This window comes from Thalassotalea sp. 273M-4 (assembly GCF_041410465.1).
Taxonomy (GTDB): Bacteria; Pseudomonadota; Gammaproteobacteria; order Enterobacterales; family Alteromonadaceae; genus Thalassotalea_A; species Thalassotalea_A aquiviva.
Genome location: NZ_CP166961.1, coordinates 2,555,158 through 2,580,588, shown reverse-complemented (window position 1 = coordinate 2,580,588; position 25,431 = coordinate 2,555,158). Strand labels below are relative to the sequence as shown.

The window sequence follows — 25,431 nt, the reverse complement described above, 5'->3', positions numbered from 1 at the left end:
TCACAGCGACAAAAAAGCCCAAAGCTTAGGCTTTGGGCTTTATCAAGCAAATATGGTTGTTTTGTTAGTTAAGCTTATTTATCTTGCTTAAAGGCAAATAGATTAGCCAATCAGGGCATGACCAAAGTAAATTTTTGCCACCGTATTGATAAAAATCACCAACAACACCACAGGAATAATTGTGCCTAAAGAAAAATCAACGTACTTAGCTAAAAAGCTATTGGCAAAGCCTGGGTTTCCTGCACTTAATTCGGCATGTAAATTTTGCTTTTTCCAACGGTAACTGACAAATAAACAAAGCAGTAGACCGTTTAACGGTAAAATGGTGTCGTAGAAAATATCGTAAATCACATCAAATAGTGACTTAGTTTTGCCACCGCCATAGCTGGTAAATTCGGTTAGCCACGGCACCAAGCCAAACGAAATAATACAAAGTACGGTTAAAACTCCGGCCGTTGCCAAGATGATTTTCAATGATTTCGATCGGCTAACCTTCTTTTCATCCATCACATAAGCGACCGGTACTTCTAATATTGATACCAGAGAAGTGATGGCGGCAAAAAATACCAATAAAAAGAAAACAGAAGCAATAGCACTTGCCAAGAAATAACCGACGGTTGCTTGTAATGCGAGAAATATTTTTGGTAAGAAAACAAATATCATCGAGACAGAACTGTCACTTAATTCGTTAGGATTCACATTTTGGTTAAATGAAAAAATTGCGGGCAACACCATTAACCCGGCAATAAAAGCGACCGAGGTATCGGTTATGGCTACCAATCTGGCAGAACTTGGGATGTTTGCTTTTTTGCTAATATAAGAACCGTAAGTAATCAAGATCCCCATACCTAAAGATAATGAGAAAAAGGCTTGAGACAAGGCACCATTCACCACTGAGGCATTAATTTTGCTGACCTCAGGGATTAAATAAAATTTTAAACCCGCAAACGCATTATCTAAGGTAAGTACGAAAATAACCAATAACAGCAACATAACGAACAACGCCGGCATCATGACTCTGGCTGCTCGTTCGATACCGTCTTTAACCCCCATTTTTAAAATGATCCCGACAATAAATGCCACCGCGACCAAGGCAGAAAATAAATACGTTGGGTTATTAATGATCTCGGAAAAGCCATTAGGGCTGGCAAGGTAGTCAAGATTCCCCATCATGGCTGAGGCTAAATAAATGAAAATCCATACGGTGATGACAGAGTAAAATACCCCAATCATAAATGGGGTAATAACCCCAAGTAAGCCCGCAAGGCGCCATTTCGCATCGTTATTCGTCAGCGATGAATAAGCGCCAACTGGGTTAGACGCTGTTTTACGGCCAATGGCCATCTCAGCAATCATGACCGGTAAACAGATGGCAAAAACAAAAATCGCGTACATTAACAAGAATGCGCCACCACCATTTTTAGCCGCATTTACGGGAAAGCCTACTATGTTACCAATACCGACAGCAGAACCTGCCGCGGCCAAAATAAAGCCAAGTTTGGAGCTAAAGTGCTCTCTTGGTGCATTCATATAAATTCCTAATTAATTACGTACGTATTTTTGCAAGCATGAGCACAAATGTCCGGTGTGCTTATGGCTACATATTATTATTTTTATTTATAGCCATCCTTCAAAGTCGCAACAGATAACAAAGATCACGTCAGTTGAGTCTGGTCAAAAAGACATAACTCAATTTTAGAAGAACGGCTGACTTTCATATTTTTGAAAGTATTATCATCTGATGCTAGCAAGGATTTAATTAAATGTCTTGTAACGAATTAGGAAAAGATGTGTTCACTCGTAACTTGTTACTAAAGCTTTTCAAAAGAGAGGGTTACAGTACCAACATGAAGGCCAAATTTGTATATTTTAGCAACGTTTAACATATGGTTTTGGTCAATTAACACCATAGTGTCGTCAAAGTTTACGTTTATCGTACTTTCGTCCATTTTTAGGGCTAAGGTGTATTGCCATTTTAACACCGAACCCGCTTGTGTCCCTTCGGCGATGCCAACAACATCGTCGGCTTTGCCTTGATAGGTGTTTTCACTTTGCTTGGTGATAATCCACTGGCGGAACTGTTTTTCGCCATCATCAAAGATAAAATATTCATCCAAGGTACCGATATCATTTTCCCAACGAGCCTCAATATCAACAACAAACTTACGTTGAATATCGTCGCTGAAGTCACTGACCATACCGTACCCGCGTAGTTTGCCATTGAAAAATTGTTCCAAGACTAATTTAGGTTCGCTGCCTTGATATTGCTTGATGTCACTAGAACAGCCTGATAAAGCCAAAACAGCAATAACAACGAGATGCGGGGTTCGAAACCATGAAAACATGTTTATTTCCTTTTTTGTCCGGTTAGTTTAGCCATCAGTTTTGGTCGGGTACTTTTATCTGACAGCCAAATCGCTAAAAACTGCTGCAATTGTACGGATGCTGGGAACTGATGAATTTGTTGTTGATTGTGGTACAAAATACCTTGGTTTTCAGCGGTGAGCTCCACCGCTAAGGTGTCGCCGTCTTTGATGTCTGGAAAGATAGATGACAAAGCGTTAAGCCATGATTCGCTGTTGGGGTGGTCAAAAGCCATTTGCTGCCATTGGTTTTCTGTTTCTTCAACAAGATCTTGTTTCGAAATGTCAATTTTATAGTTTATTTCAAGCTTGAGTGGGCCTTGAATTTGGTCAAATGTACCATTTGGGGTGAAAAGCTTAGCCAGATAAATATCCCAAAAGAGGATAGACAATTGAGCTTCACCAACTTTTTGCCACTGTTGTTTTTGCCATTGTTGATTGGTGCTGTTAACTGGACTCGTGGACTTAATCGAGTTAGTGGCGTTGGCATAGGCAACAGTTAGGAGCAACAAACTGACCAGTAAAGATTTAATAACGTTGGATAAGTAGAACATTAAAACCTCCTATGTAAATACTTTGCCAATGGTAAACAACCCAACCAAAACACCATAAATGCGCCGGTATAACTCGCGTCGTCCCAGTTTATCTGAACCCCATTTAACTTTTGTGCCGCCAAGTAACTAAGTGGTCCTGAGATTACCGACAACAAAGCTAATTGATAATATCGCCAGTTAAATGTTTTGAATAAGGTTAAAGTAAAAAAACTGAATGCGAGCCATAACACCACCAAGGCGTAACTTGGTAATATCGCCGAGTTAAACTGCATCCAAAGTAAATTGACTAAAATAAAATCTGTACATAAACCAACACCCGCAAGTATAGCAAGATAGGGCCAGTGCTTGAGTTGTTCTCGTCTAATCACAACCCAACAAATTAATACTAGGGTGGCCAAGGGAATGTTTTTAATCGCCACACAAACAAGCCAGACAACATTAAATAGGGTGCCGTTAAAAATTAGCCCCTGGGTGAAGGCAGACGATGATGAAGGGTTATTACTGAACATATTAACTCAAACTTATGGACTTGACGTAAATACGCTTGCTAATAAATTTAAGTTCACTCTGGCGCATTTGCCAGAATAATTAGACGAAAGAACTGTATCTTGTGAATGAACCTCTGATGACTCTTTGTGATCGGTAAAAGGTTAATCCCTTTGGTATAACGTTTCGCTATCTTGTTTGCGTGTATAGTCTTTCAATACCACTTTTAAGGCAGCAATAGCGGTGTCTGTTGCAATGTTATTTTCTTCAAGCAGTTGAATTAGGTCAACGGCAAGTTTTATATGGTCGGGGGCTTGTTTTAGGCTCATGGTGGCATTGGCATCAGTGATTTCAATAGCATCACTTTAAATTTGCGCCCGTTTAAAAGCAAGAATTACCTGCATGCGCTGCTGCGAAGAGGTGAGCAATACCGTTAGAAGATGTCTCGCCTTATGGCGAACTGGCAAGCAATTCATTGTTTGGCCATTGCCCTTAATGTCTCTCTTTTTTGGCGCTTTTTGCCATTTGTACTTTGTTAACCTTGTTTCATATTTTCAGGTTAATCAGGGCTATAAGTGTTGTGCTTGTTGGGTTTCATGCATTTTTGTAAATTTGTCTTAAACTTACTTGCAATTAACCTGACTCTTTAATGTGTATCATTTATATGCTTAAACCTCTTGTTTTACTCCCAATCTTTACCCTGTTATTGGCGTGTGTAAGCACCATTAAACCTAATGACGCCGATGTTTTGGACATTGAAACAATTGATGCACGTATAACCGCATCAGAGCAACGTTTAGCATCGATAATTACCGCCAATTGCCAATTTGATGAAAGTAAAATGAGTGATGGGGTCGCGACAAAAGTCAAAAGCGAATTACAAGAAACCTTAACGCCAGTCCAACCCAGTACGAATATGCCCGCTGCGTTGGTATTACAAACACCACCTTGTGAACCTAAGGGTAGCGACAAGCAACACTCTATTGGTACTTTGGATAAAATTTTAATCGGTGAAGTCGAGAAGATTTTTTTTATTAAAGAGCAGTTAAACTTTGATGCTCGCATAGATTCTGGCGCAGTAAGTTCATCCCTTGGTGTTTATCATCTCACGCGGTTTGAACGAGATGGTGAGAAGTGGGTTCGCTTTACCCTAGAAAGCGCCGATACATCGACGACTTACGAATACCCAATCACCCGAATGATAAAAATTGTTCAACAAAAAGGGGCGCCGGTTGATAATCGACCGGTGATTGAAATGCAATTTAGCTTTGGTAATAAGAATTATGTCTCCAACTTTAATCTAGCCGATCGCAGTCACCTAGAATATCAAGTGCTTATTGGACGTGAGTTTTTAAAAGATATAGCCATTATTGATGTCAGCCAGAAGTACGTGCTAGGGAGCAATTAAATATGAGCTCAAGAACGCCTTTCTTTTTGCTGGTATTAACCTTAATTGTTATTGGCTGCAGTAGCATTTATTATCGCCATGTTGAAAACGGGGTGCCTCTAAGTGCAGGAGAACAAATAGATATTTGGCAAGTTGAAGCCACTATCGAGTTTATCGGAAAAAACAAACCTGTGAGCGCTCGCCTTACTTTACCGCAAGACCCAAATTATGAGTTAGTTAACGAATTTACTGCATCACCTGCTTATGGGGTGCAGGTCAATCGTAGCGATAGCCAAGCCGATGTAACATGGAGTAAGCGACAGGTGTTTGGTCCGCAAACCCTTTATTACCAAGCCTCCTATAAAATGGCCAAAAACATTAAAGATGAGCCCGCACCACCTGAAATGTTGCAAGAGCAACAAAATTTAGCCGTTATTTCGGAGCCATATAAAAGCTCGTTTGAAGTCATTTTACGCGACGCCTATGACGCTTCTGGCAGTGATGCTTTTTTGGTGATCCAAGTCTTAAATACAATCAATTCAGACAATCAAAATGTTGCGCTATTGTCCTCAACCTACACCAAGTCTGAGATTTTCAGTCAAATAATGCAGATGGCCAATATTGCAACTAAACAAGTTAAAGGCCTCGTGCTAGAAGATGGGCGACGTAAACAGCAGTTGGTGCCATTGGTCAAGATTTATCTGAATGACGAATGGCAAATGATCAATGTTGAGGCACCTTCGCAACAGAATGAATTTCCAATCATTGTCTGGCAAGAAGATGCGCCGGCGTTATTGGATGTGGTGGGAGGCAGTCAATCGAGAGTTTCATTTTCTATTGCCAAAAGCACTCGCAGTGCGTTAGAGGAAGCGCAAACAGCAGCGATTAATAATGAGGCTTCGGATATCGATTTATACTCCTTACCCATTGCTGAGCAAAACATGTTTAAAGGGATTTTACTGTTGCCTATAGGGGCCTTAGTCGTGGTGTTTTTACGCATCATTGTGGGACTAAAATGCAGTGGTACCTTTATGCCAATTCTTATCGCCTCTTCGTTTATCCAAACCGAGTTAGTGAATGGCTTGGTTGGTTTTGTGTTGATTGTCTCGATAGGCTTGTTGATTCGATCATACCTTTCACATCTAAATTTATTGCTGGTATCTCGAATATCGACGGTGGTTATTGTGGTCATTGGGATCATTTTATTGTCTACCGTATTGGCTTTTCGTTTGGGTTTGACCGAAGCCTTAACCATAACGTTTTTCCCGATGATCATTATGGCTTGGACTATCGAGCGCATGTCAATTTTATGGGAAGAAGAGGGCGGTCGGGAAGTCCTTGTGCAAGGTTCTGGCTCTTTAATTGTTGCGGTTATCGCCTATACCTTGATGGATAACAGTTTAATTCGGCACTGGGTTTTCAACTTTTTAGGCGTACATTTATTGATCTTATCGGCTATTTTATTGATGGGACAATACACTGGGTATCGCTTGCTTGAGCTGTATCGTTTTAAACCCATGGATGAGGATTAGGGGGGACTATGTTTCAAATTGCCAATCCCTTTAACCTTAAAAAACGTGGCATTATGGGAATGAATCGGCGAAATTTTTCCTATATTGGTCGCTACAATGATCGAGCCTTATTTCCTAATGTCGATGATAAATTGAAAACCAAAAAATTGGCCATTGAAAATAATATTGCGGTGCCTGATTTGATAGGGGTGATTAAATATCAACACGATGTCGATAAAGTCTTTGCTCTGCTTGAGGGCTATAGTGGGTTTTGTATTAAACCGGCTAAAGGAAGTGGTGGTAAGGGGATTTTAGTGATTTTACACACCGATGCGCAAGGCTATCAAAAAGCCAGTGGTGAGTATGTCTCAAAAGAAGAAATAGTGCGTCATATTTCCAATATTTTGGCGGGGTTATTTAGTTTAGGTGGCGCTGCCGATGTTGCTGTTATAGAAGCGCTGATAGAGTTTGATCCGGCTTTTAAAGGCTTAAGTCATGAAGGCGTGCCCGATATTCGACTTATTGTTTTTCACGGGTATCCGATGATGTCGATGCTCAGGTTGGCCACTCATGCCAGTGATGGTAAGGCCAACTTACATCAAGGGGCCGTCGGTGTTGGGATTAACATTGCAACGGGAGTCGCCAAAAGGGCGGTTCAATATGACAGACCCATTGAATATCACCCTGATACCAACGAAAAACTCGCTAATATTTCAATTGCCAATTGGGATCAGTTATTACATCTAAGCGCCGGTTGTTATGAAATGTCAGGTTTAGCCTATTTAGGAGCCGATCTGGTGTTAGACAAAAATCGAGGCCCCTTAGTGCTTGAACTTAATGCCCGCCCTGGCTTAGCCATTCAAATTGCCAATGGTATGGGCATGTTGCCAAGGCTAAGGCAAATCGAAAAGCTTGACCGGCGCAGGCAAACCATAGAAAGCCGAGTGCAATATGCGAAAAGCCATTTTAACGATTAAACGAGTACTGTTGGTTGGGCTACTCATTTCTTGTACGAGTAGCGCCAATGAAGCCACCCTTAAACAGTTTTGGCTACAGGATATAGAAGCGAGTTGTCAGCAGGTTGTCAATCAAGTCGAACAGTTTTACCGTCATTATCAGGTATTGTCGGACACATCATTTAGCAAACAATTTCAATGGTTTGAACAAGGCCTGTTGCAAGCTCATAATGCACTTTTTAGCAGTTATTTAGTCGCCGACGTAGTCCCTGACTTGAACCAAGCAAATGCAGGCAAAGCCTGCCAACCAAGGCTGATTTCGAGCATTGATACGGTGCTTGCTTCAACCGCCTTAGCCAATTTACTCAAACATACCCAAGATGATAGCAAGTCGCTGATCGAACAAAGGGTGTGGGATAAATATGCGACCTTACACCAACAATTAACTCAGCCCAATTACCTTTCGTTAAAAGCAAAAGCGAAAGTTGCAGGCGATGCATTTCGACAAACCACAACGCAAAAGCCAATCGGTCAATTCGACTTACCGCAACACTGTCAGCAAGGTTTAGATGAGAGCCAGCAGTCCCTTTTTAGTCTGATAGACGGGCGTCTTCGCGGGCAATTGAGTAGCAGTCGCTATCGTGCTTTAGTGGATCATGCGTTAAATAGCGCTTGTCGAAAGCTGGCTTTTAGTCAATATCAAAGCCGCCATTTAGAGCAAAACCAAGCGAACTTACTCACCTTCATCGCGATACAAACACAAAGGGCTCAAGCCCTAGGTTTTCATAATTTTGCCGAGTTTTCTTTGCAAAACACCTCGTTTGGTTCGATATCACAGGTTGATCAATTGTTAAAAAATCTAGTAAAACAATTGCCACAGGCTAAAGCCCCTTGGGATGCAAACTTTCAACAGGACCAACCTGCTGTGAAAGCCAAAACCAAAACCAAACTGGCTATTAGCCCGGCGCTAGCGATCAGCGGTTTGTTTTGGCTCTTAGATAGTCAATTTAATTTACAAGTATCCGCGCTAGAGCAACCAACATGGCACCCATCTGTAGATGCATACCAGCTGAAACGTGGTGACAAGGTGTTAGGGCATTTTTATTTAGACTTATACCCTAGGCCAGGGAAATACCCCAAGAATAGGCATAGAGCGTTGCAAAGGGGCATTCATCATATTCAACTACCAAGCAGTGCGTTAATTTTAAACTTACCTGAAAAAAGCTGGCGTCAACGTCATTTAAAGTCATTGTTTCATGAGTTTGGCCACTTGTTGCACAACTTGTTAGCGGTGAGTGATTATCACATTGTTGCGGGTATTAGTTTGGAAAATGACTTAATTGAAATGCCAGCCAAATGGTTTGAGTGGTTGAGCTTTTCAGAGTCATTACAAAAACAAATGTTCAATAAGGTGATTGTTGAAAATGCGCTAGATAGCCAAAGTGAGGTGTTTCGGATGCGGCTTTATCGGGCCGCGATGGCGTTGCATTATTTTGCCACCCCAGCTAGCAAACAAAATATCGAAAACATTAATGCTAAATTGGCCTCGTTATATTGGGGCCACGATTATGCGAAAGGGGCATCAAGTCAATACTCTTTTAGCCATTTAGCGACCTATGGGCCTCGGTATTATAATTATATTTGGTCTGAAATGATGGCCAAGCGCTTGCTTGATGATTATTACCAAAAACGTTTTTCAGGAACCGATTTTTTTAATGCCATTCTAAGCAACGGTGGGCAAGTGGATATTTACCATATGTTGTCTCACCTGTATCAATGCACTCTCACCCCATCGGATATATTAGTATGGATAGCCAATGAAAAATCTCTTTAATCTTAACGGTTGGTTGCACCTATGCTTATTCGCTGGTGTGGTTTTTGGGCTTAGCGTTGGTGCTCAGTCTGACCACAATAAAACCCGCACCCCAGATAACGTATCAACCGTTTCCTCTGCATTAAACATTCCCGTTCTAGAACAAAGCACTGTGGCCAGTCAAATTAAGCAGACTTTTGAGCGTAATCTTTTTCAGTTACCGCCACGCATTCAAGGCCATTTTGGCATTCGCATGTATCGGATCAGTGGTGATGACAAATATTTAGCCTCGGCTTTATACGATTATTACGTAGTGTCTGATCGACTGCATGCCATACACAAACAGTTAAACAGCCCGAATTACATCGCTGAAAAATCAAAACAGTTGGCTGAAGAGCTGAGTAAAGGTAAACGCGGTCAACGCCGAAAAGCGGCGATTAAGAGCTATCCAGAGTTTATTTTTTATGCCGATGAACTGCTACGATATGCTTCACGTCTTGATGCATTTGGGGGCAAAATACCTGCTGAATTTATAACGACGTTAAAGCAATACGATTTTTTACCCGCTTTAACCGATAAAGCGATGATTCGTGCATGGGCTGCTCAGCTGGCGAATTATGTCTACTGGCTAAAACAATTAGGAATAGCCGATTATACCAAACAGTATAAGATAGCGTTTATGCAAGCTTACCCAGATACTGAAGACCGAAACCTGTCAAAATGGCATTTTCGTAATAAATTGTATGGTCTTACCCACTTTGTTTTTGCCGCGTCTCGTTATTACCAGCAACATGTGTCGGAACAAGAGTTTGGTTGGATTTTACGTTACTTTGAGCAACACCAAGCACGAATATTTAAGCAGGCTACCGATGATATTATTGCCGAAGTGGGCTTGAGCTTTTTATTGATGAAAAAAATGAACCACCCTTTAGTGGAAAAATCGAAACAACGCCTTATCCAATCATTTGATCAGCAAGCTGGAATGATCCCCTCGGTTTCAGGTTCCACAGAATTGGCAACGGGCGAGCATCGTAATGTTTTAGCTTATATGTTGCTATCTTGGCCTGAAACGCTCCATCAGGGGCCTTATTTTGCTCAAATTGATGCGATCAAAAAAGAGCTGCCAAGGCAGAGTTTTGAACAATCTAACCAAACGAGAGAGGGAAACTAGTATATGTCTATCAGGCAACAAAAGATGACGTTTAGCAACCGTGTACGGCTTATGCTGATGAGTCTATTCGCCTTAGCTTCTGCTTATTTACCTTTGCAGGCTAGAACCGCATCTTTGCAAGAGGGTAACGATATGGATAGTAAGTATCGTCAAGCGGCTAACGTAATCCGAACAAAATACGACCACAACTTTATAAAACTATCAACTTCTGCGCAAAATCATTATGCCGTTAGGATGTACCGATTAACCGGCGAAGATTATTACGCCCAACAGTCTGGGCATGAAATTTTTCAAATTCACGATCGGTTAAATCATTATCTAAAACATATCAACGATGTAAACTGGCGCCAACAACAAGCACAGAAAATGATCGATTTATTACCCAAAACCCCAAGAGGCAAGTTGCGCAAACAAGCTTTTAGCGATACTGGGGATAAGCGGTTTATTCTGCACCTGTTGTACCAATTGGCTAAATTAAAAGAGTATGGATTAAAGCACCCTGGTCATGATGTTTTTATGCCTTATTTAACCGAGGCAAAGTTAGATCGACTGTTATTTCGGCCAGACTTTATAAAAGCCTATGCCGCCCAAGTCGCAAACTATGTCTATTGGTTAAAAAGCCTTGATATTGTTGATTGGCGTGAACAGATCAGGCCGGCGTTTGCGCGCGCATACCCTGATCATCAAGATGCAACTTTATCTGCCAGTGCATTTAACAATAAGCTTTATGGTTTAACTCATATTATTCTTGCTGACAGTCATTATTATCAGCGCCCAGTTGATGCCAGCGACCATCAATGGATATTAGACTACTTCTTGCTTGTGTTGCCACGAATTGCGAGTGATTCGAAACCCGATATACATGCTGAAATCGGTTTGTGCTTTTTGTTAACACAACAAAAGCAGTCGCCAGTGTTGGCTAAAATGCAAACTTTGATTTATGATGCCATCGACTGGCAAAAACAGATGGTGTTATCAACTAAAGGCAGCGATAGGCTAAGTTTAGGTGAGCATCGAAACGTTTTAGCCTACGCCTTATTGAACTGGCCAGAAACCTTATATCAAGGCCCATATTTACAGAAAAAGTCGCCGTTAAAACAGTCTTTGCCCCTAGTTTATCAATAATGAATGCTCATCAACCATGAGTTGCTAAACCTATGTGGTGATCACTTAAGTACGTCCGTTATTTAATAAGCCTACTATGAATAGAAAAAAGAAAATCATCAGCAAACTAAAAGCGAAAGCAAAAAAGGCTAACGCTAAATTACAGAAGTCGAATAAACCTAAATACATATCTAAGGCTGAACGAGCAAAGGCAGAGCATGCTGAACTCGAGCAAGACAGCGAAAACCCTAAAGAGTAGGGTGAATTTTTTTATTTAACGGGAAATCGTCAAACTATATTAAGCCCTCGTTTCGTCTGTTTTCACTGTCGCCTTGGCTTTGTCTTAATTGGCTGTTTTTTAAGTTTTATTTTTATTTTCTAAATAGGATTAAGATTTTTACAGCTGGTTTTTGTTGTTTCATTGAGTGGGAAATAATAACCCCGTTTGACCCAAACGACGGTCAAAGTCAGACTCAAAGCTGGTTTTTCCTGCGTTCTCGATCATAGTTATAGCCAATCAATCTCAGTTAACTTGATAGGTGAATACTATGTATGAACTAATTTTATCTTTATTTGCAGGTTTTGTTGTTGGCGTTTTATTTTCCGTGCTGAAATTGCCAATTCCTGCTCCTCCTGTCTTATCTGGAGTATTAGGGATTGTCGGCGTGTATCTTGGTGGGGTGGCCTACTTGTGGATCATCGAGAAATTTTTTAGTGGCTAAAACGCCCTTTGCCATCAGTCATAAGAATAACTGTTGTGCTTTATTAGGTTAATCTTCGTTCGTTTAAATACCTTGTCGTGCTCTGATTCATCATTGGCCAAATCCTCTGGCTGATGATGAGCACGTTATCTTTTTGCCCGCCTAGCTGATTTTAATTTAGCTTATGCTTTGGTATTAATAATAACGCCTTGACGATTTGTTAATGGCTGTTTGTTAATCGAATGTATTGGTTTTGTTGTGGTTGGTTTTTGTTGTTGTTAAATCCGTGAAGGGTGACGGAAAATTGATCTATTCGAGTAAAAAAAGCATGGTTCCACGGTAAAATTAGGATAAAATTACAGTAATCAATAAACAGCCTAAGGAACGCCTTTATGTCAGTTCATGAACTTACACACCCCCTGGTAAAACACAAAATCAGCCTAATGCGCAGTGCTGATATGAGCACTAAAGATTTTCGTCAATTATCAGCAGAAGTGGGTAGTTTAATCACTTACGAAGCAACCAAAGACTTGGAATTGGAAGAGTTTCCAATGCAAGGTTGGAATGGCGAAATCACCGGTCAGCGCATTAAGGGTAAAAAAGTGACCGTTGTGCCTATTCTAAGAGCTGGTATTGGTATGCTTGATGGGGTATTAGAGTTAGTACCAAGTGCTAAGATCAGTGTCGTTGGTTTATACCGTGATGAGGAAACCTTAGAGCCGGTATCTTATTTTGAAAAACTGGCCTCAAATATTGATGAGCGAATAGCCTTAATTATTGACCCTATGTTAGCAACAGGTGGCTCAATGAACGCGACTATCGATATTCTTAAAAAAGCCGGCTGTACCGATATTCGTGCGTTGGTCTTGGTTGCTGCTCCTGAAGGTATTGAGAAAATGCAATCAGAGCATCCAGATGTCAAACTTTATACCGCCGCAATTGATAGCCACTTAAATGAAAATGGCTATATTATTCCAGGCTTAGGCGATGCCGGCGATAAAATATTTGGAACGAAATAAGTTCCCCCTAAAAAAGGTGCCATTTGGCACCTTTACTTTATCTTTAGTAACAATCTTTAAGTAGGAAAACTATGACTAACCCAACAAAACAAGGTGCAAGGACAGTTCTCGCTGGCTTGCAGATGCTTTTTGTCGCTTTCGGCGCCTTGGTACTTATGCCTCTAATCACCGGATTGGATCCGAGTGTTGCTTTATTTACAGCAGGTATTGGTACATTGGTATTTCAGTTTGTGACCAAACGACAAGTACCAATATTTTTGGCTTCATCATTTGCTTTTATCGCACCAATTACCTATTCGGTTCAAACATGGGGAATGGCTGCAGCCATGGGCTCACTATTTGCTGCCGGTGTGTTGTATATGGTGTTGGCGGCCATTGTCGCGGTTAAAGGCTCGGGCTTTTTACATAAAATCATGCCACCAGTGGTAACCGGCCCTATTATTATGGTTATTGGTTTAGCGCTAGCACCGTTAGCGGTAAATATGGCCATTGGTAAAACAGGTGATGCTTCTGCCGTATTATTCCCTTATACCGATGCATTGATTGTGTCGATGGCATCGTTATTAACAACATTACTCGTTGCCACCTTAGGCAAGGGGATCTTTAGATTACTGCCGATTATGTCAGGGGTGATTGTAGGGTATGTATTAGCCGCCTTTATGGGCATGTTAGATACTAGCGCTGTTAGCCAATCACAATGGTTTGCTATTCCTAACTTCACCGCTCCTGAATTTCATTTAGCCGCGATTTTGTTCATGTTACCGGTTGCCATTGCACCTGCGGTTGAGCATGTCGGAGATATCTTGGCTATCAGTAACGTAACGGGTAAAGACTACTTGAAAAAACCCGGTTTGCAACGCACTTTATTTGGTGACGGATTAGCCACATCGGTAGCCTCTTTATTTGGTGGACCACCTAACACCACATACTCAGAAGTGACTGGTGCGGTTATGTTAACGCGTATGTTTAACCCAATCATCATGGTTTGGGCTGCGCTATTTGCTATTGCACTTGCTTTTGTTGGTAAATTTGGGGTCGCACTGCAAACCATCCCAACCCCAGTGATGGGTGGTATCCTTATTTTATTATTTGGCTCTATTGCCGGTGTTGGCTTAAACATTTTGGTGAAAGCGCGCGTTGATATGGCAGCACAACGTAACTTAGTGATTGTCTCTACCACATTAGTGTTTGGTATTGGTGGGATGACCATTGGTAACGGTGACTACAATTTACAAGGTGTGAGTTTGTGTGGCGCGGTAGCAATTATCCTAAACTTATTATTGCCAAAAGAGGCTCAAGAAGAAGAGACTCTTAAACAAGAACAAGAAATTGTTGAAGATATTATTCATCACCAAAACTAATATGTTGTTCTAATCAAAATACAAAACCAGTACCAAGTACTGGTTTTTTTTTGTTTAAGCCAACGCTCATCAAGCGCTTTTAAGAGCGAACATTGGCAAAATATTAAGACAATAATTGGCCGGGTATTGCTTAACCTGAAGGCATTGCTAAGATTTCGCTAATCGACATATCTTGTTCAAATTTAATTAAGCCCGTTTGCTTTTTCATTCGAGCATAAACCGCCATCCTATCGGCCAGTTCATTGCCTTCAATATTCGCGTGGCCTCTAACATGGGTAATGATCAATTTATTTTTATGATCTTGATACAATGAAAAGCATTGTTTGATCACCTCTAAATTTTTAATCTCTTCACCTTTGCCACGGGTCCAACCTTTGGCCTTCCAACCCTTTGCCCATTTTGTTATGCAATCAATGGCGTATCTAGAGTCGGTCAATATTTCGATAGATTGATGCTGCTCCATGGAGGCTTTAGCGTAGCGCAATGCACATAAAAAACCGTTGAGCTCAGCGGTATTATTAGTCCCTTCAGGATTGTACAAACCATACCAAAGTTCACTGAGTTTGCCTTGTTGATAAATGGCTAAACCTGTTCCTGACTTGCCCGGATTGGGTGAACAAGCGCCATCGGAATATATTTTTAAGCTGGCTTTATTTTGGGAACTTTGCAAGTGTTTTTCTGATGCTTGTTTACTTGATTTTGCATTGCTCGACTTTGCACTGCTTGGCGTTGTTAACGCACGTTGACGTAACGCTTTGCTGTAGGTTGACGCAAATGCTGTTTCAGCCGCTTGTTTGTTGTCAAAGCCCATGTATTGCGCATCGTTTTGCCCCTGAGTATAGGACTTTACTTCAGACCAGTTATCAAAAACACCGGTCTTTCGTCCTTTCCAGACGACATAATATTTTTTACTCATGTTAAGTTCATGGTTTACGAGAGATGATGTCGTTAGGCTATCACATTCGAGAAGAATATGGGTATAAGGCAACATAAAAAGCAGGCCTTTTAGCTTAAAAAGTGTCTTTTAGGAAATGGGTGAAATAAAAAATTACACAACTTTATGTTTTTTTATTGCTCAGCACAGATATACTTTTAACGGTAGCGGTAAAATCAAAAGGGATATTATGCGATTATTTTTCAAAATATTGGGCGTCTTAGTTCTGTTGATGGTGGTAGCGGTTTTTATTGCCAGTCAGTTTATCAACAAAGACGCCATCATGAGCCAAGTGAGCGATCGAGTAAAACAGGTGTCGGGGCGCACACTATCGGTAGAAGGGCCACTTGATTTACAAATATTTCCTACCCTGAGCCTAGCATTAAATGACGCTAAATTAAGTAATGTTGCAGGCTCTAAATACCCGACGATGGCTGATATAGAGTTGGTTGAGATCCATATTCCTTGGCAGGCTTTATTGTCAAAAGAGCTTGAAGTTGAAAAATTTGTGGTTAAAAAACCGCATATTATCCTAGAAAAGAATCGCCAAGGTGAGGTTAACTGGCAATTGGTTAACCCTAACAATAGCGCCGATAATGATGTTCAATCAACGGTTACTAAACCAAATGTCACTCAATCCGCAACCTTACCAGACGGGTTTGATCTTAGGTTAGGGCAAGTGCAGATCATCGACGGTACAATATCGTATTTTGACCAAGTCAAAAACCAACAAACAAAACTTGAACAGGTGCAACTTGAAGTGCAACTAGAGTCTTTGCGACAGCCATTAAAGGTAACGGGGCAACTCGATTATATGGCTGAAACCTTTGATCTTGACTTGCGTTTGTCGACCTTGGCCAAGTTGTTGCAAAAACAACAGATAAGCACCGAAATTAAGCTCGAGTCGCAATTGGTATCTGGTCATTATAACGGTCTATTTTCGCCATTATCTGGTGAGCTCGAAGGGCATCTTGAAGCCACATCAGACTCTCTTAAAAATCTTTTACAATGGTTAAAAAAACCAATAACAGCAAAAGCCGAAGCGTTTAATCAAGCCAAGTTTAGTGCCCAAATTAAAGGTGATTCAGAGGCGGTTTCCTTTACCGACTTAAATGTGCTAATGGATAAATTAGCCATCCAAGGCGAGATGACTTTGCACCTGAGCAATATACCAAAGCTTGTTGCTAACTTTGATTTAGGTGAGCTTAATATAAACCCCTATTTACCCAGCGTTGAAGAAAAACCTGAGTCAGCCAGTGAAACTACACCCCCTAAAGAAAAGTCAAAACAGCCTATTCAATGGAGTGACAAGCCCATTGACTTAACGGGGTTATCTGCCTTGCAGGCAAACATTAAGCTGGACTCAACTTCGTTTCAATACCGAGATATAACCCTAGGAGAGAACTCAATAGAGGTAAATTTAAAACAGTCTATTTTAACTCTGCTGTTGACCCGCTTTAATGCATATCAAGGTAAAGGGGAGGGTAAAGTTGTGATTAATGCGGCCTCGAATCCTTATCGCTTTGACAGCCAATTTACATTGCGCGGTATTGATGCACAGCCATTATTAACCGACAGTATTGGCTTTGAGAGGTTAATGGGACGTGGCGATTTGAGCTGGTCTTTAACTTCAAGAGGCAACAGTCAAAAAGCGATTATTGAGCAACTGAATGGGCGCAGTGAGGTTTCACTAAGTGATGGAGCTGTAAAAGGGTTTAATTTAGCTGCGGTGGCTAAAAGTGCGAAAAGTTTATTAGCAGGGGATTTGAGCAAAGTAAATTTAGATGCTGATTTTAGTGATTCTGAAGCCACTGACTTTGCCGCTTTTTCTGGCTCATTTAGCCTTGTTAATGGGGTGGCAACAACTCAAGATATGAATTTGCTTAACCCCTTTATTCGGGTAAAAGGCGAAGGCGATATTAACTTACCGGCCACTAAACTCGATTTGCTGGTAACAGCCGAGTTGGTTGATTCGAGTAAAGGCCAAAATGCTCAAACCAATAGAAAGGGCCTCATTATACCGATGAAAGTGTCAGGTTCGTTTCATAACATCAAAGTAAAGCCTAATGTGGTTGATGAAGGTAAAGAAAAGATAAAAGAAAAATTAAAGGACAAACTTAAAAAGCTTTTTGGCTAGTCGAACTTTGGCTATGCAAAAGAATAAACATAATTATTTATAAATTAAAACTAACTCACGACGGGGAAGTGCTTAACATGTTCACTTCCCCTGGTGACTGAAATATTGGCAAACTTGGCGCTAACGCATTTACCGGAACGTTGTTATACAAACAAGCTGCGACGACGACGTTTGGTGCGTCGATTTTTCATTCGCGAGTGAAGTTCACGACGTTTCGCATCTAACCAGTCTTCTTTCGTTATTTCATCAACATCTTGGCGATGACGTTCACGATGACGATATTCACAAAATTCGGTAAATGCATCGATTTCATTTTCTAACTCGCTTGCCACCAACTCGATCATAATGGCGTCATCTAAAAAGCCTAAGGCTGGGATATGATCAGGGACTAAATCTTCTGGTTCACTAAAATACGCCAGAGCACTAATCACATTCTTGCCTTCTTCTTCAGGAATTTGCCACTCATTATCTTCTATCATTTCAATTAAGGTGCTGAGTTTTGCAATTCGATTTTTAACAAAAACCGGAATGTTCTCATTTACGTTGGTAATGAGTTCCTTGGCGTTTGTTAAAATAACGTCTGGGTCTAGGTGCTTGGCACTTTGTTGAGCCTGATGCATTACTTTTCGAAAATGATCCAAGTCTTCATCTGATAATTCAAACGTCACTTCTATCGCCATATTTGTTCTCCCGTATAGTGGCTCAGATTTTTCATACTCTTTAAATTTAACAGAGTATTGAAAAATAGGTATAAAAAGGCCTCATTTTGAACATAGACAAAAAGAATTTCCTTTGCAATATGGGAGATTAAATAACCCAATCAAAACAATTTTAGCTTTATTGTGGGGGAGAGTGGCGAGTTGATTGAGTAATGGGGGGCAGCTGGGATCCGTCATTCAATATGAGAATCTCAGTCTTTGGAGTTCTTGTATAGCAGGCGCTGCAGAGAAGTACTCTGAAAAAATATTTCCTTCCTAGTGAGAATTGTTATCAATAATCTCATTGTTTGTGACAGCTCTTGAGTAATGTCTATTTGCTAATAATACGAATGCGCTAAAGCAAAAAGCGGCGAAAGATGAATATTCAGCACACCAATCCATATAAATAGCAAATAATATCTTAGTGGGCAAATTTCTTTGAGACGAGAATAAGGGGTTAAATGAGATCTTTTATTAAAGAAGTAAGGTTTGAATGGCGGTATGCAGTTGTGTTCTATTGATTATTTGATGGCATGCCTTGGATAATCGGCATGATGTTAATGCAAAACTTGTTTCTAAGGATTCTTTTGCTGGAAACTTCAGGTACGAATTTAACCATTTGATCTTTCGATATACCTAGAGTTTCTATGGCGTCAGCTACGGTGACAAGGTAAGTGCCAGAGAGGGGGGAGGATTCTTTTCGATTCTCTTTTGATAATTTAAAGGCCCTTGTTGAACTGTGAATTGGCCATTCTGTATGTAAGCTCTTAATTAAGAGGGTTAGCGGAAAATAACGATACTTATTCTCTAATGCATAAAACGGACTTGAATCGGAACGCAGTTTTTCGATCAGTTTATTAAGCTCATTTGTTTGGGTTAAAAGCTCAAACCCTTGTGTAATTGAAACGATTAAATTATTCGTAACTGGGCGAGGAGGGTACTTTCTTTTAAGCCAGCCAGATATTTGCTGCGGTGACCATGCCGCTTTCATCTTTCTAGCGATTATTGAACATAATGCTTTGCTACCTGATAGCTTGCAAGGTTTAGGACGCTTTGCGTTTTCCCAAGCTGCTGCATCTGCTTTATTTGCTCGATATTGTTTAAGCCCACCATGCCGTCTAACTTCACGAGAAATAGTTGAAGGTGCTCGACCTAGCTTTCTAGCTATGGCTCTAAACGATAAATTAGAAACTAAACCACGGGATATTTCTTCACGTTCAGCTAATGATAATATGCTTGATGAACGGGTTCGTTCTGGGGGCCGATACCCACCGGTTTTATGGATAATGCCCAGTATTGATGAGTGGAATCGGTCAAAAAGCCTAGCGATATCGTGAACCGAATCACCTTGCTTGTAGCGATCCCAAATTAATGCTCTTTGCTGAGCATTGTAGTAGATGCGTTTTCTCTGTTTCATGTTAACGTTCCTTAAGCTAGTATAAGGATAGCGTTGCATTCACCAGTTGAACTCACAGCCAATAGCGGACAGTGGTACTAACTCGTTTATGCCCCAAAATGAGTTAGAATTAAGGTCTCAATAGTCGTCTTACCCCATTTTCATGGACACACTACAATTGAAGTAGAGAGGTGTTTATGACAAAAGGCAAAAACTACAAACGGTATCCTGCCGAATTTAAACGAATGGCTCTATTGCGAGCTTCTGAGGATGGAAAGACGGATAAGTCAGTCTGTGAAGAGCTTGAAATTAGCGAACGCCAGTTGCGACGATGGCGAGATGAGTTTCGTCTCAAGGGCGATGATGCGTTCAAAGCAACAACAGCTACTAAGAACTTAGAAATCGCAGAGCTAAAGAAAGAACTAGCTCAAGTTAAAAAAGAACGGGATTTTTTAAAAGATGCGGTGGTGTTCTTCGCCAAGGAGTCCGACTAAAATTTCGCTGTATTAAGCGGCACCGCAAGCTATATCCCATAGATATGATGTGTCGAGCATTAGGGGTTTCTCGTAGTGGTTTTTACGCTTGGTTAAGCCGTCCAGTGTGCAAAACAAAACAAGAAAATATCAGACTGACCAACTTAATTTCGAAGATTCATGACGATAGTCGTGGTGTGTATGGTGCGCCACGTATTCAGCATGTATTGCGCGCTCAGGGCGTTATTTGTGGCAAGAATCGAGTAGCTAAGCTTATGAGTTATGCTCGGCTAAAAGGCTGCCCTAAACGTCCATCTGGTTACGTTAAGCAGAAAAACCAATACTCGAATATCGCACCAAACAGACTAAAGCAGAACTTCGTTGCAGACCAAGCTAATCAAGTCTGGTCGTCGGACATTACTTATATCCAAACCAGACAGGGATTTGTCTATCTAGCCGTCGTAATGGACTTGTATTCAAGAAAAATCATTGGCTGGTCTATGGGCAGACACATGGGACGTCACTTAGCGATTCAAGCGCTTGAAATGGCGATTTCAACAAGACGACCAACACCAGGTGTTATCATTCACTCAGACCAAGGCGCTCAATACGGCAGTGATGACTACCAAAATATGCTGAAAAAGCATCACATCTTGTGTAGCATGAGTGCTAGAGGTAACTGCTATGATAACGCTGTTGTAGAAAGTTTTTTCGGCTCGTTAAAACGAGAACGTATTCGTAAATACAAGTATCGAACGCGTCAAGAAGCAAAGCTTGATATCTTCGATTACATTGAGTGTTTCTATAATCGAAAAAGGCTGCATAGTTACCTTGGATTCAAAAGTCCTTCGGACTTTGAAGCATTACATGATAACGTTAATTAACTGTCCATTTTATTGGGGCAAGATCATAGTACCAAAAGAAGACATAGGTGACGCGCGCTTTGCACAGTGCAATACGCTCCCTGTTCTTTCAAGCAGCTACGATACTTGTTGGATATCCAATTAATGACAGAAACCACTGGTTAGATTCTAGCGGTATAAGTTTGAAAAAACTTGAAACCAATTCTTAAAAATTGGCCTTTTTATTCGTAAAAGGCCAACTCCGCTAACACTTTCCCTAACATGTGCCTAAAATTACAGTTAACACCCTGTATTTAAATGAAATTAATCATAGACATACTTATGATTTATAATTTTTCGATAGAAAGCTAACCATTAATCTAAGTTAAATACTTTCCCTTCCTTTAAGGCTGATTCGGGATCCCACCAAATCTTTTTTAGATGATTTATACACTGAGTATACAAATCAATGACTAGATCTGTATAAATTGGATTAGGTATGAAGTTCTCGGATAGCCTATCTGAGTTTCTTTGTCTTCTCAGCACATATATCTCGTCAATTAGAGACATTTCTGGAGATGCTTTATCCATTTTTAAATACTCAGCAACAACAAAGTATTTGCAATATGGAGTTGCTCTTTTTACCTTCTCTGCTGTACCAGAGCATTCATCAAGCATATTACGCTCCAGATATCTTTTACATTCTATTGCGATTGAGGGAATCACTAAATCTGATTGCAATTGATTATTAGTCTTATCAGAACTTACGGTCAGTTTTATATTGGAACCAAGCACAAAATCATGGTCTTTTCTTCTAACTGTATACTCCGGTACGTCAAGTAGGGTATCTATCGAACTGGGGTTAAATATTAAGTCGACAAATCCTTTTGCAGGTTTCCTTATCATGTCCTTACCAATTACATCAGATATATTGCAAAATAAATATTCAAAGAACTCTTCTAGAATTGAAGGCTGTAGAACTTCTTGTGCACTATTCTCTCGACTATCAAATATTTCCTCACAAAAGTCTTTATAATCGTTTAAGTACTGTACTAGAAGGTTTATGCTAGCATCATCTCTTTTAGTTATCTGTAACGAACGCTCTTTCCATATTTCGTATTGTTCAAGGCAACTAAATAGAGGGTCTTCTTTATTCTTCAGATTGGAAACTTTATTTTTAAGTTTGCTGCCATGAATATAAGTTGTAGGTTCGAAAATATAATTAGGCATTTATCAGTTTCCCAGTTTCTAAACGGTCATAAACATGCCCTTTAGAAGTCGTTGCCAATCGCATCGAATTTACAACATCATCTAATAATTTTTGAAAAACATCGGACTTTAAGGCTGCTTTATTTCTTCGTGCTTCAGAGCGCACTTGTTTTCTTAGGCAATATATTTCATCTAGGTGGCCTGCTACATAATTGTCTTTCAGAGAAAAATCCACTGTTTCCGTAACTAGGAAATATTTTGCTGTAGGAAATGTGCGTTTAAGTCGTTCTGCTGAAAATTCAAGCCCATTCAACTTGTTAATATCAATATTTGTTTTTACTTCAAATATTATAGAAGGTACAACAAATGATTGCTTCGCGCCTTCAATGATGGTCGAACAAATCGCTCCACCTAAACATAAATCTTGATTTTTTCTTCTAATATTCCAAGCGTTATCGGCAGTACCATTGAGGGTCATTTCAACTACTGAACCCCTTGTACTAAAAAAGTGTGGAATATTAAGTTCCCTAAGTCTATTGGAAAAAACTCTAAATAAAAATTCAGGGATTACGCTTCCAGCAAAATCACTTCTCCAATTAAAAAAAGAATCTTGTTTTTCTATTTCCTTAGTGTAATTAACGTAATTATCTAAAGCTTTAACTGCTGGAACTACATTGCCTTTTTTTACTTCGCTCCAATTAGCTTCTTTCAAGTACTGAACATAGTTTTTCTTTACGTTATCTAAAATCTGAAGCCTTTTTGGTGTCAGTTGTTTAATACGCTTACTCTTTTGAATTAGATTATTTTTATGAGATAAACTGCTGCTTGCCATTACGATCCTTAATAACAAAGTTGAAGTTTTGGTTCCGTCTCTTTAATTTCTACTTGAGTTTTAGTTGTTGCTTTATTTATTGATTCAAGTAAGCCATTAGCAACAGCTCTTCCTAATAAAGGGGGAACTGCATTTCCTATCTGATTATACTGACTTAAAAAATCTTCATGTTCACGTCCATGTTTTTTTAAAAACTTAGAGCTCATTTGCGTGCGTTTTCCTTTAAAAATATAACTGTCAGGAAAAGACATCAACCTCGCAGCTTCTCGAGCAGTCAGATTTCTGTGCTGAGTCGGGTGTATAAAAGTTGATTGAAAGTTAGCTGTTATACAAAGGGATGGTTTATTTCCGAATAACCTTTGATTATTCATTTTATATGAGGTGACTTTCTTTTCATCGGTTTTTCGGCCAATTCTGTAACTACTATGTCCTTGTTCCATACTTTTAAACCGTTCTACTAGCCTAGAAGTATGTTTCATAGATACATGATTATAAACAGCTTTCGAATTTAGCCTCATTTTTTTTTGATATTCATTTCGAAAATTTGTTTTATATTCTTGGCTATCCTCTACCCCTTCCGATGCATTTAGTTCAGGTAAATCAGAAATAGCTTCATCAACTGTGACTAAGGGTTGAAGACCATGAATTGCATCAGGAGAGTGAGTAGGAGCAAGAAAAGGTTCATCTAATTGTATTTTTGACGCGATAATAAAAATACGCGATCTTAGCGAAGGGACACCATACTCTTCAGCATTTAATGTTCTGTGGTAAACGTTGAAGCCTAATGACTCAAGAGAGTCATTTAAATAGTCAAAAACCTTTTTGTTCTTACTGATACTACCAGTCTTAAAACCTTTAACGTTTTCTACTATGACGTAGTTTGGATCTACTTCTTCAACAACTCTTAAAAAGTCGGTAACTAGTGAATTAGTTTCAGCGATAATCCCGTATTGTCTCTTACCTGAAACAGAGAACCCTTGGCATGGAGGCCCCCCCGCGACAATATCTACTTTTCCGTTAAATTTATTCTTCCAAAAACCTTTTTCTATTGAAGATATGTCTTTTTGTATAACTTCAACATTAGGGTGGTTATGACGATAAGTATCGGCTGCCCACTGATCAATTTCACATGCGGCTAGAACTTCCAATCCAGCCATTTCTAGGCCACTAGATAGTCCGCCACAACCAGCAAATAAGTCTAGAACTTTAAGCGACATTAGTACAACCTCTTTCCGTTAACACTACAGCAATATTTCGAGCCAAGTCTTCTGATAATAAGGGAGGAACAGCATTACCAACTTGCATACGTTGATCTAGATAAATGTCATCTAACAATCCTTTCTTGATTGATAGTTTTTTGCTTAATACAGCCCGTTTTCCCTTCAATTCAAATCTATCTGGAAAAGATTGTATTCTCAACAATTCCCTAACTGTGAAGTTCCTATGCAAATAAGGGTGAATGAAATTTGAGTGAGAGGACGCAACAACAGAGTTACAAGGAGAGTTAGGTGACTGACGTCTACTATTTTGTGAATATCTTTTTTCCGAGATAGTACTTGGGTTACCACGCTTTTTGGGCATATTGTCTTGGGTTACGTTGCCTTCACTCTGGCCGATCTTAATTTCCTTAAACCTGTCGATCACTCTTTGTGTGTGCCTCATTGGTTCAGCGTTAGTTAGTAGCCCATTAGAATTTGCCCTCATTAGCTCTTGATATTCATTTTTGGGCAAGCACTGGTAAGATTCATTGCAGTCAAAATCACTAAAAGTTCTTTGCGGCAGATCAGAGATCGCATCCCAAAGAGTAACTTCTTGTTTCATATCCTCTGAGTTGAAAAGGTCTCCACTGCCTAATTCATTGTGTGTCGGTGAAGGAAACAAAGATTCCTTAAGTAATTTGGGATACTTTTTGTTTACGCCTATTACAAACAATCTTTGCCTTTTCTGTGGGACACCAAAATTTCTTGCGTCTAGCAGTTCGTAACTAGTACTAAACCCCATTCGTTCAAGTTCAGATGTAATTACGTCAATTACTTGCTCTCCTAAGGCGGTTTTAGTTTTTAACAACGCTGGCACATTTTCGATGATGCACACTCTGGGCTGTAGCACATCTACAAATCGAATAAACTCCTCAAAGAGTGAATTCCTCGGATCTTTTGGATCTTTATTTACAATGTTTGCATGTGAAAAGCCTTGGCAAGGAGGACCACCTATTATTACGTCAGGTCTCTCATTACTAAGCTCTAAAATTTCTTCGTTAGTAATTTCACATATATCCTGTTCAATGACAGGGACTCTAGGAAAATTGAAACGGTGGGTCTCAGCGGCCCATTTATCAATTTCAACGGCGTATAACTGCCTGAAACCAGCATTTTCAAATCCTAGGCCGAATCCACCAGCACCAGCGAACAGGTCAATGAAAGTTAGTTGTTTATTAATCATTTACGGAAACTTAATTCTCATTATTGTCAAATAATGGTTGTT

Annotated in this window: 23 protein-coding genes and 1 pseudogene; 12 read left to right on the top strand and 12 right to left on the bottom strand. The window is 40.0% G+C overall.

Translation table 11 applies throughout. The annotated features are described in order from the left end of the window. Window positions 1-102: 102 nt before the first annotated feature. The 5 genes from ACAY00_RS11515 to ACAY00_RS11495 all read right to left on the bottom strand — a co-directional run bounded on the left by ACAY00_RS11515 (window position 103) and on the right by ACAY00_RS11495 (window position 3,732). The gene (locus ACAY00_RS11515) at window positions 103-1,530 is read right to left on the bottom strand and encodes a sodium-dependent transporter (protein ID WP_371373700.1); all 1,428 of its coding nucleotides are present in this window, start codon (window positions 1,528-1,530) and stop codon (window positions 103-105) included. A gap of 281 nt (window positions 1,531-1,811) precedes the next feature. Then, the gene (locus tag ACAY00_RS11510; protein WP_371373697.1) at window positions 1,812-2,345 is read right to left on the bottom strand and encodes a DUF3833 domain-containing protein; all 534 of its coding nucleotides are present in this window, start codon (window positions 2,343-2,345) and stop codon (window positions 1,812-1,814) included. 2 nt (window positions 2,346-2,347) lie between these two features. After that, window positions 2,348-2,917: a chalcone isomerase family protein gene (locus tag ACAY00_RS11505; protein ID WP_371373694.1), complete on the bottom strand. Its 570-nt coding sequence runs from the start codon at window positions 2,915-2,917 to the stop codon at window positions 2,348-2,350. Continuing rightward, a complete protein-coding gene (locus tag ACAY00_RS11500) occupies window positions 2,917-3,426 on the bottom strand; it encodes a DUF2878 domain-containing protein (RefSeq protein ID WP_371373691.1) in 510 nt (169 codons plus the stop codon). The genes ACAY00_RS11505 and ACAY00_RS11500 overlap by 1 nt, the downstream gene beginning before the upstream one ends. Before the next feature lie 141 nt (window positions 3,427-3,567). Then, window positions 3,568-3,732 (bottom strand): YbaM family protein, encoded by a 165-nt coding sequence (locus tag ACAY00_RS11495; RefSeq protein WP_371373688.1) that lies wholly within the window; start codon window positions 3,730-3,732, stop codon window positions 3,568-3,570. Between the two features lie 335 nt (window positions 3,733-4,067). Here ACAY00_RS11495 and ACAY00_RS11490 point away from each other — a divergent pair, with 335 nt between their 5' ends. The 10 genes from ACAY00_RS11490 (at window position 4,068) to ACAY00_RS11445 (ending at window position 14,426) form a co-directional block, all read left to right on the top strand. Beyond that, the gene (locus ACAY00_RS11490) at window positions 4,068-4,811 is read left to right on the top strand and encodes an ATP-dependent zinc protease (RefSeq protein WP_371373685.1); all 744 of its coding nucleotides are present in this window, start codon (window positions 4,068-4,070) and stop codon (window positions 4,809-4,811) included. A gap of 2 nt (window positions 4,812-4,813) precedes the next feature. Further along, window positions 4,814-6,322, top strand: a complete 1,509-nt coding sequence (locus tag ACAY00_RS11485) for an inactive transglutaminase family protein (RefSeq protein ID WP_371373682.1) — start codon at window positions 4,814-4,816, stop codon at window positions 6,320-6,322. Window positions 6,323-6,330: 8 nt separating this feature from the next. Then, window positions 6,331-7,278, top strand: coding sequence for an alpha-L-glutamate ligase-like protein (locus tag ACAY00_RS11480; protein ID WP_371373678.1), 948 nt, complete (start codon window positions 6,331-6,333; stop codon window positions 7,276-7,278). Further along, entirely contained in the window at window positions 7,253-9,091 is a 1,839-nt protein-coding gene (locus ACAY00_RS11475; protein WP_371373675.1) for a M3 family metallopeptidase, read from the top strand. The genes ACAY00_RS11480 and ACAY00_RS11475 overlap by 26 nt, the downstream gene beginning before the upstream one ends. Next, the gene (locus tag ACAY00_RS11470; protein WP_371373672.1) at window positions 9,075-10,241 is read left to right on the top strand and encodes a DUF3541 domain-containing protein; all 1,167 of its coding nucleotides are present in this window, start codon (window positions 9,075-9,077) and stop codon (window positions 10,239-10,241) included. The genes ACAY00_RS11475 and ACAY00_RS11470 overlap by 17 nt, the downstream gene beginning before the upstream one ends. A gap of 57 nt (window positions 10,242-10,298) precedes the next feature. After that, a complete protein-coding gene (locus ACAY00_RS11465; RefSeq protein WP_371373669.1) occupies window positions 10,299-11,366 on the top strand; it encodes a DUF3541 domain-containing protein in 1,068 nt (355 codons plus the stop codon). 76 nt (window positions 11,367-11,442) lie between these two features. Then, window positions 11,443-11,604, top strand: coding sequence for a DUF2986 domain-containing protein (locus ACAY00_RS11460; RefSeq protein ID WP_371373667.1), 162 nt, complete (start codon window positions 11,443-11,445; stop codon window positions 11,602-11,604). 289 nt (window positions 11,605-11,893) lie between these two features. After that, on the top strand, window positions 11,894-12,067 hold the full coding sequence (locus ACAY00_RS11455; protein WP_371373664.1) for a XapX domain-containing protein: 174 nt from the start codon (window positions 11,894-11,896) through the stop codon (window positions 12,065-12,067). 371 nt (window positions 12,068-12,438) lie between these two features. Continuing rightward, window positions 12,439-13,065 (top strand): uracil phosphoribosyltransferase, encoded by a 627-nt coding sequence (gene upp, locus ACAY00_RS11450; protein WP_371373661.1) that lies wholly within the window; start codon window positions 12,439-12,441, stop codon window positions 13,063-13,065. A gap of 71 nt (window positions 13,066-13,136) precedes the next feature. Next, entirely contained in the window at window positions 13,137-14,426 is a 1,290-nt protein-coding gene (locus ACAY00_RS11445) for a uracil-xanthine permease family protein (RefSeq protein ID WP_371373658.1), read from the top strand. A gap of 130 nt (window positions 14,427-14,556) precedes the next feature. Here the strand turns inward: ACAY00_RS11445 and ACAY00_RS11440 are convergent, their stop codons facing one another. Further along, on the bottom strand, window positions 14,557-15,342 hold the full coding sequence (locus ACAY00_RS11440; RefSeq protein WP_371373655.1) for a ribonuclease H family protein: 786 nt from the start codon (window positions 15,340-15,342) through the stop codon (window positions 14,557-14,559). A gap of 208 nt (window positions 15,343-15,550) precedes the next feature. Between ACAY00_RS11440 and ACAY00_RS11435 the strand changes: the two genes are divergently transcribed. Next, window positions 15,551-17,497 carry an AsmA family protein gene (locus tag ACAY00_RS11435; RefSeq protein WP_371373652.1) on the top strand — a complete coding sequence of 649 codons (1,947 nt, stop codon included), beginning with the start codon at window positions 15,551-15,553 and terminating at the stop codon, window positions 17,495-17,497. A 143-nt stretch (window positions 17,498-17,640) separates the two neighbouring features. Here the strand turns inward: ACAY00_RS11435 and ACAY00_RS11430 are convergent, their stop codons facing one another. Both ACAY00_RS11430 and ACAY00_RS11425 read right to left on the bottom strand, forming a co-directional pair. Continuing rightward, a complete protein-coding gene (locus ACAY00_RS11430) occupies window positions 17,641-18,177 on the bottom strand; it encodes a YkvA family protein (protein WP_371373649.1) in 537 nt (178 codons plus the stop codon). Window positions 18,178-19,129: 952 nt separating this feature from the next. Next, window positions 19,130-19,612: pseudogene (locus tag ACAY00_RS11425) on the bottom strand (transposase); the annotation flags it as partial. Window positions 19,613-19,788: 176 nt separating this feature from the next. Here ACAY00_RS11425 and ACAY00_RS11420 point away from each other — a divergent pair. Then, window positions 19,789-20,948 (top strand): IS3 family transposase gene (locus ACAY00_RS11420; protein WP_371373646.1). Its coding sequence is split into 2 segments (ribosomal slippage): window positions 19,789-20,044 and window positions 20,044-20,948, totalling 1,161 coding nucleotides; the frame shifts between segments, so codons are not numbered across the junction. 333 nt (window positions 20,949-21,281) lie between these two features. Here the strand turns inward: ACAY00_RS11420 and ACAY00_RS11415 are convergent. Genes ACAY00_RS11415 through ACAY00_RS11400 form a run of 4 tightly spaced genes read right to left on the bottom strand, consistent with a single transcriptional unit; the run spans window position 21,282 to window position 25,389 of the window. Next, entirely contained in the window at window positions 21,282-22,136 is an 855-nt protein-coding gene (locus ACAY00_RS11415) for a Bpu10I family restriction endonuclease (RefSeq protein ID WP_371373643.1), read from the bottom strand. Further along, on the bottom strand, window positions 22,129-22,947 hold the full coding sequence (locus ACAY00_RS11410) for a Bpu10I family restriction endonuclease (protein ID WP_371373641.1): 819 nt from the start codon (window positions 22,945-22,947) through the stop codon (window positions 22,129-22,131). Before ACAY00_RS11410 ends, ACAY00_RS11415 begins: the two co-directional genes overlap by 8 nt. A gap of 8 nt (window positions 22,948-22,955) precedes the next feature. After that, on the bottom strand, window positions 22,956-24,164 hold the full coding sequence (locus tag ACAY00_RS11405; RefSeq protein WP_371373638.1) for a DNA cytosine methyltransferase: 1,209 nt from the start codon (window positions 24,162-24,164) through the stop codon (window positions 22,956-22,958). Further along, window positions 24,154-25,389, bottom strand: a complete 1,236-nt coding sequence (locus ACAY00_RS11400) for a DNA cytosine methyltransferase (protein ID WP_371373634.1) — start codon at window positions 25,387-25,389, stop codon at window positions 24,154-24,156. The genes ACAY00_RS11405 and ACAY00_RS11400 overlap by 11 nt, the downstream gene beginning before the upstream one ends. Between the last annotated feature and the right edge of the window lie 42 nt (window positions 25,390-25,431).

What these genes read in the sequence shown, in the direction of transcription:
- ACAY00_RS11515 (WP_371373700.1), bottom strand. Translation starts at nt 1,530, where the DNA reads ATGAATGCACCAAGAGAGCACTTTAGCTCCAAACTTGGCTTTATTTTG.
- ACAY00_RS11510 (WP_371373697.1), bottom strand. Translation starts at nt 2,345, where the DNA reads ATGTTTTCATGGTTTCGAACCCCGCATCTCGTTGTTATTGCTGTTTTG.
- ACAY00_RS11500 (WP_371373691.1), bottom strand. Translation starts at nt 3,426, where the DNA reads ATGTTCAGTAATAACCCTTCATCATCGTCTGCCTTCACCCAGGGGCTA.
- ACAY00_RS11470 (WP_371373672.1), top strand. Translation starts at nt 9,075, where the DNA reads ATGAAAAATCTCTTTAATCTTAACGGTTGGTTGCACCTATGCTTATTC.
- ACAY00_RS11480 (WP_371373678.1), top strand. Translation starts at nt 6,331, where the DNA reads ATGTTTCAAATTGCCAATCCCTTTAACCTTAAAAAACGTGGCATTATG.
- ACAY00_RS11415 (WP_371373643.1), bottom strand. Translation starts at nt 22,136, where the DNA reads ATGCCTAATTATATTTTCGAACCTACAACTTATATTCATGGCAGCAAA.
- ACAY00_RS11455 (WP_371373664.1), top strand. Translation starts at nt 11,894, where the DNA reads ATGTATGAACTAATTTTATCTTTATTTGCAGGTTTTGTTGTTGGCGTT.
- ACAY00_RS11435 (WP_371373652.1), top strand. Translation starts at nt 15,551, where the DNA reads ATGCGATTATTTTTCAAAATATTGGGCGTCTTAGTTCTGTTGATGGTG.
- ACAY00_RS11440 (WP_371373655.1), bottom strand. Translation starts at nt 15,342, where the DNA reads ATGAGTAAAAAATATTATGTCGTCTGGAAAGGACGAAAGACCGGTGTT.
- ACAY00_RS11445 (WP_371373658.1), top strand. Translation starts at nt 13,137, where the DNA reads ATGACTAACCCAACAAAACAAGGTGCAAGGACAGTTCTCGCTGGCTTG.
- upp (WP_371373661.1), top strand. Translation starts at nt 12,439, where the DNA reads ATGTCAGTTCATGAACTTACACACCCCCTGGTAAAACACAAAATCAGC.
- ACAY00_RS11505 (WP_371373694.1), bottom strand. Translation starts at nt 2,917, where the DNA reads ATGTTCTACTTATCCAACGTTATTAAATCTTTACTGGTCAGTTTGTTG.
- ACAY00_RS11405 (WP_371373638.1), bottom strand. Translation starts at nt 24,164, where the DNA reads ATGTCGCTTAAAGTTCTAGACTTATTTGCTGGTTGTGGCGGACTATCT.
- ACAY00_RS11485 (WP_371373682.1), top strand. Translation starts at nt 4,814, where the DNA reads ATGAGCTCAAGAACGCCTTTCTTTTTGCTGGTATTAACCTTAATTGTT.
- ACAY00_RS11460 (WP_371373667.1), top strand. Translation starts at nt 11,443, where the DNA reads ATGAATAGAAAAAAGAAAATCATCAGCAAACTAAAAGCGAAAGCAAAA.
- ACAY00_RS11430 (WP_371373649.1), bottom strand. Translation starts at nt 18,177, where the DNA reads ATGGCGATAGAAGTGACGTTTGAATTATCAGATGAAGACTTGGATCAT.
- ACAY00_RS11495 (WP_371373688.1), bottom strand. Translation starts at nt 3,732, where the DNA reads ATGAGCCTAAAACAAGCCCCCGACCATATAAAACTTGCCGTTGACCTA.
- ACAY00_RS11410 (WP_371373641.1), bottom strand. Translation starts at nt 22,947, where the DNA reads ATGGCAAGCAGCAGTTTATCTCATAAAAATAATCTAATTCAAAAGAGT.
- ACAY00_RS11475 (WP_371373675.1), top strand. Translation starts at nt 7,253, where the DNA reads ATGCGAAAAGCCATTTTAACGATTAAACGAGTACTGTTGGTTGGGCTA.
- ACAY00_RS11490 (WP_371373685.1), top strand. Translation starts at nt 4,068, where the DNA reads ATGCTTAAACCTCTTGTTTTACTCCCAATCTTTACCCTGTTATTGGCG.
- ACAY00_RS11400 (WP_371373634.1), bottom strand. Translation starts at nt 25,389, where the DNA reads ATGATTAATAAACAACTAACTTTCATTGACCTGTTCGCTGGTGCTGGT.
- ACAY00_RS11465 (WP_371373669.1), top strand. Translation starts at nt 10,299, where the DNA reads ATGAGTCTATTCGCCTTAGCTTCTGCTTATTTACCTTTGCAGGCTAGA.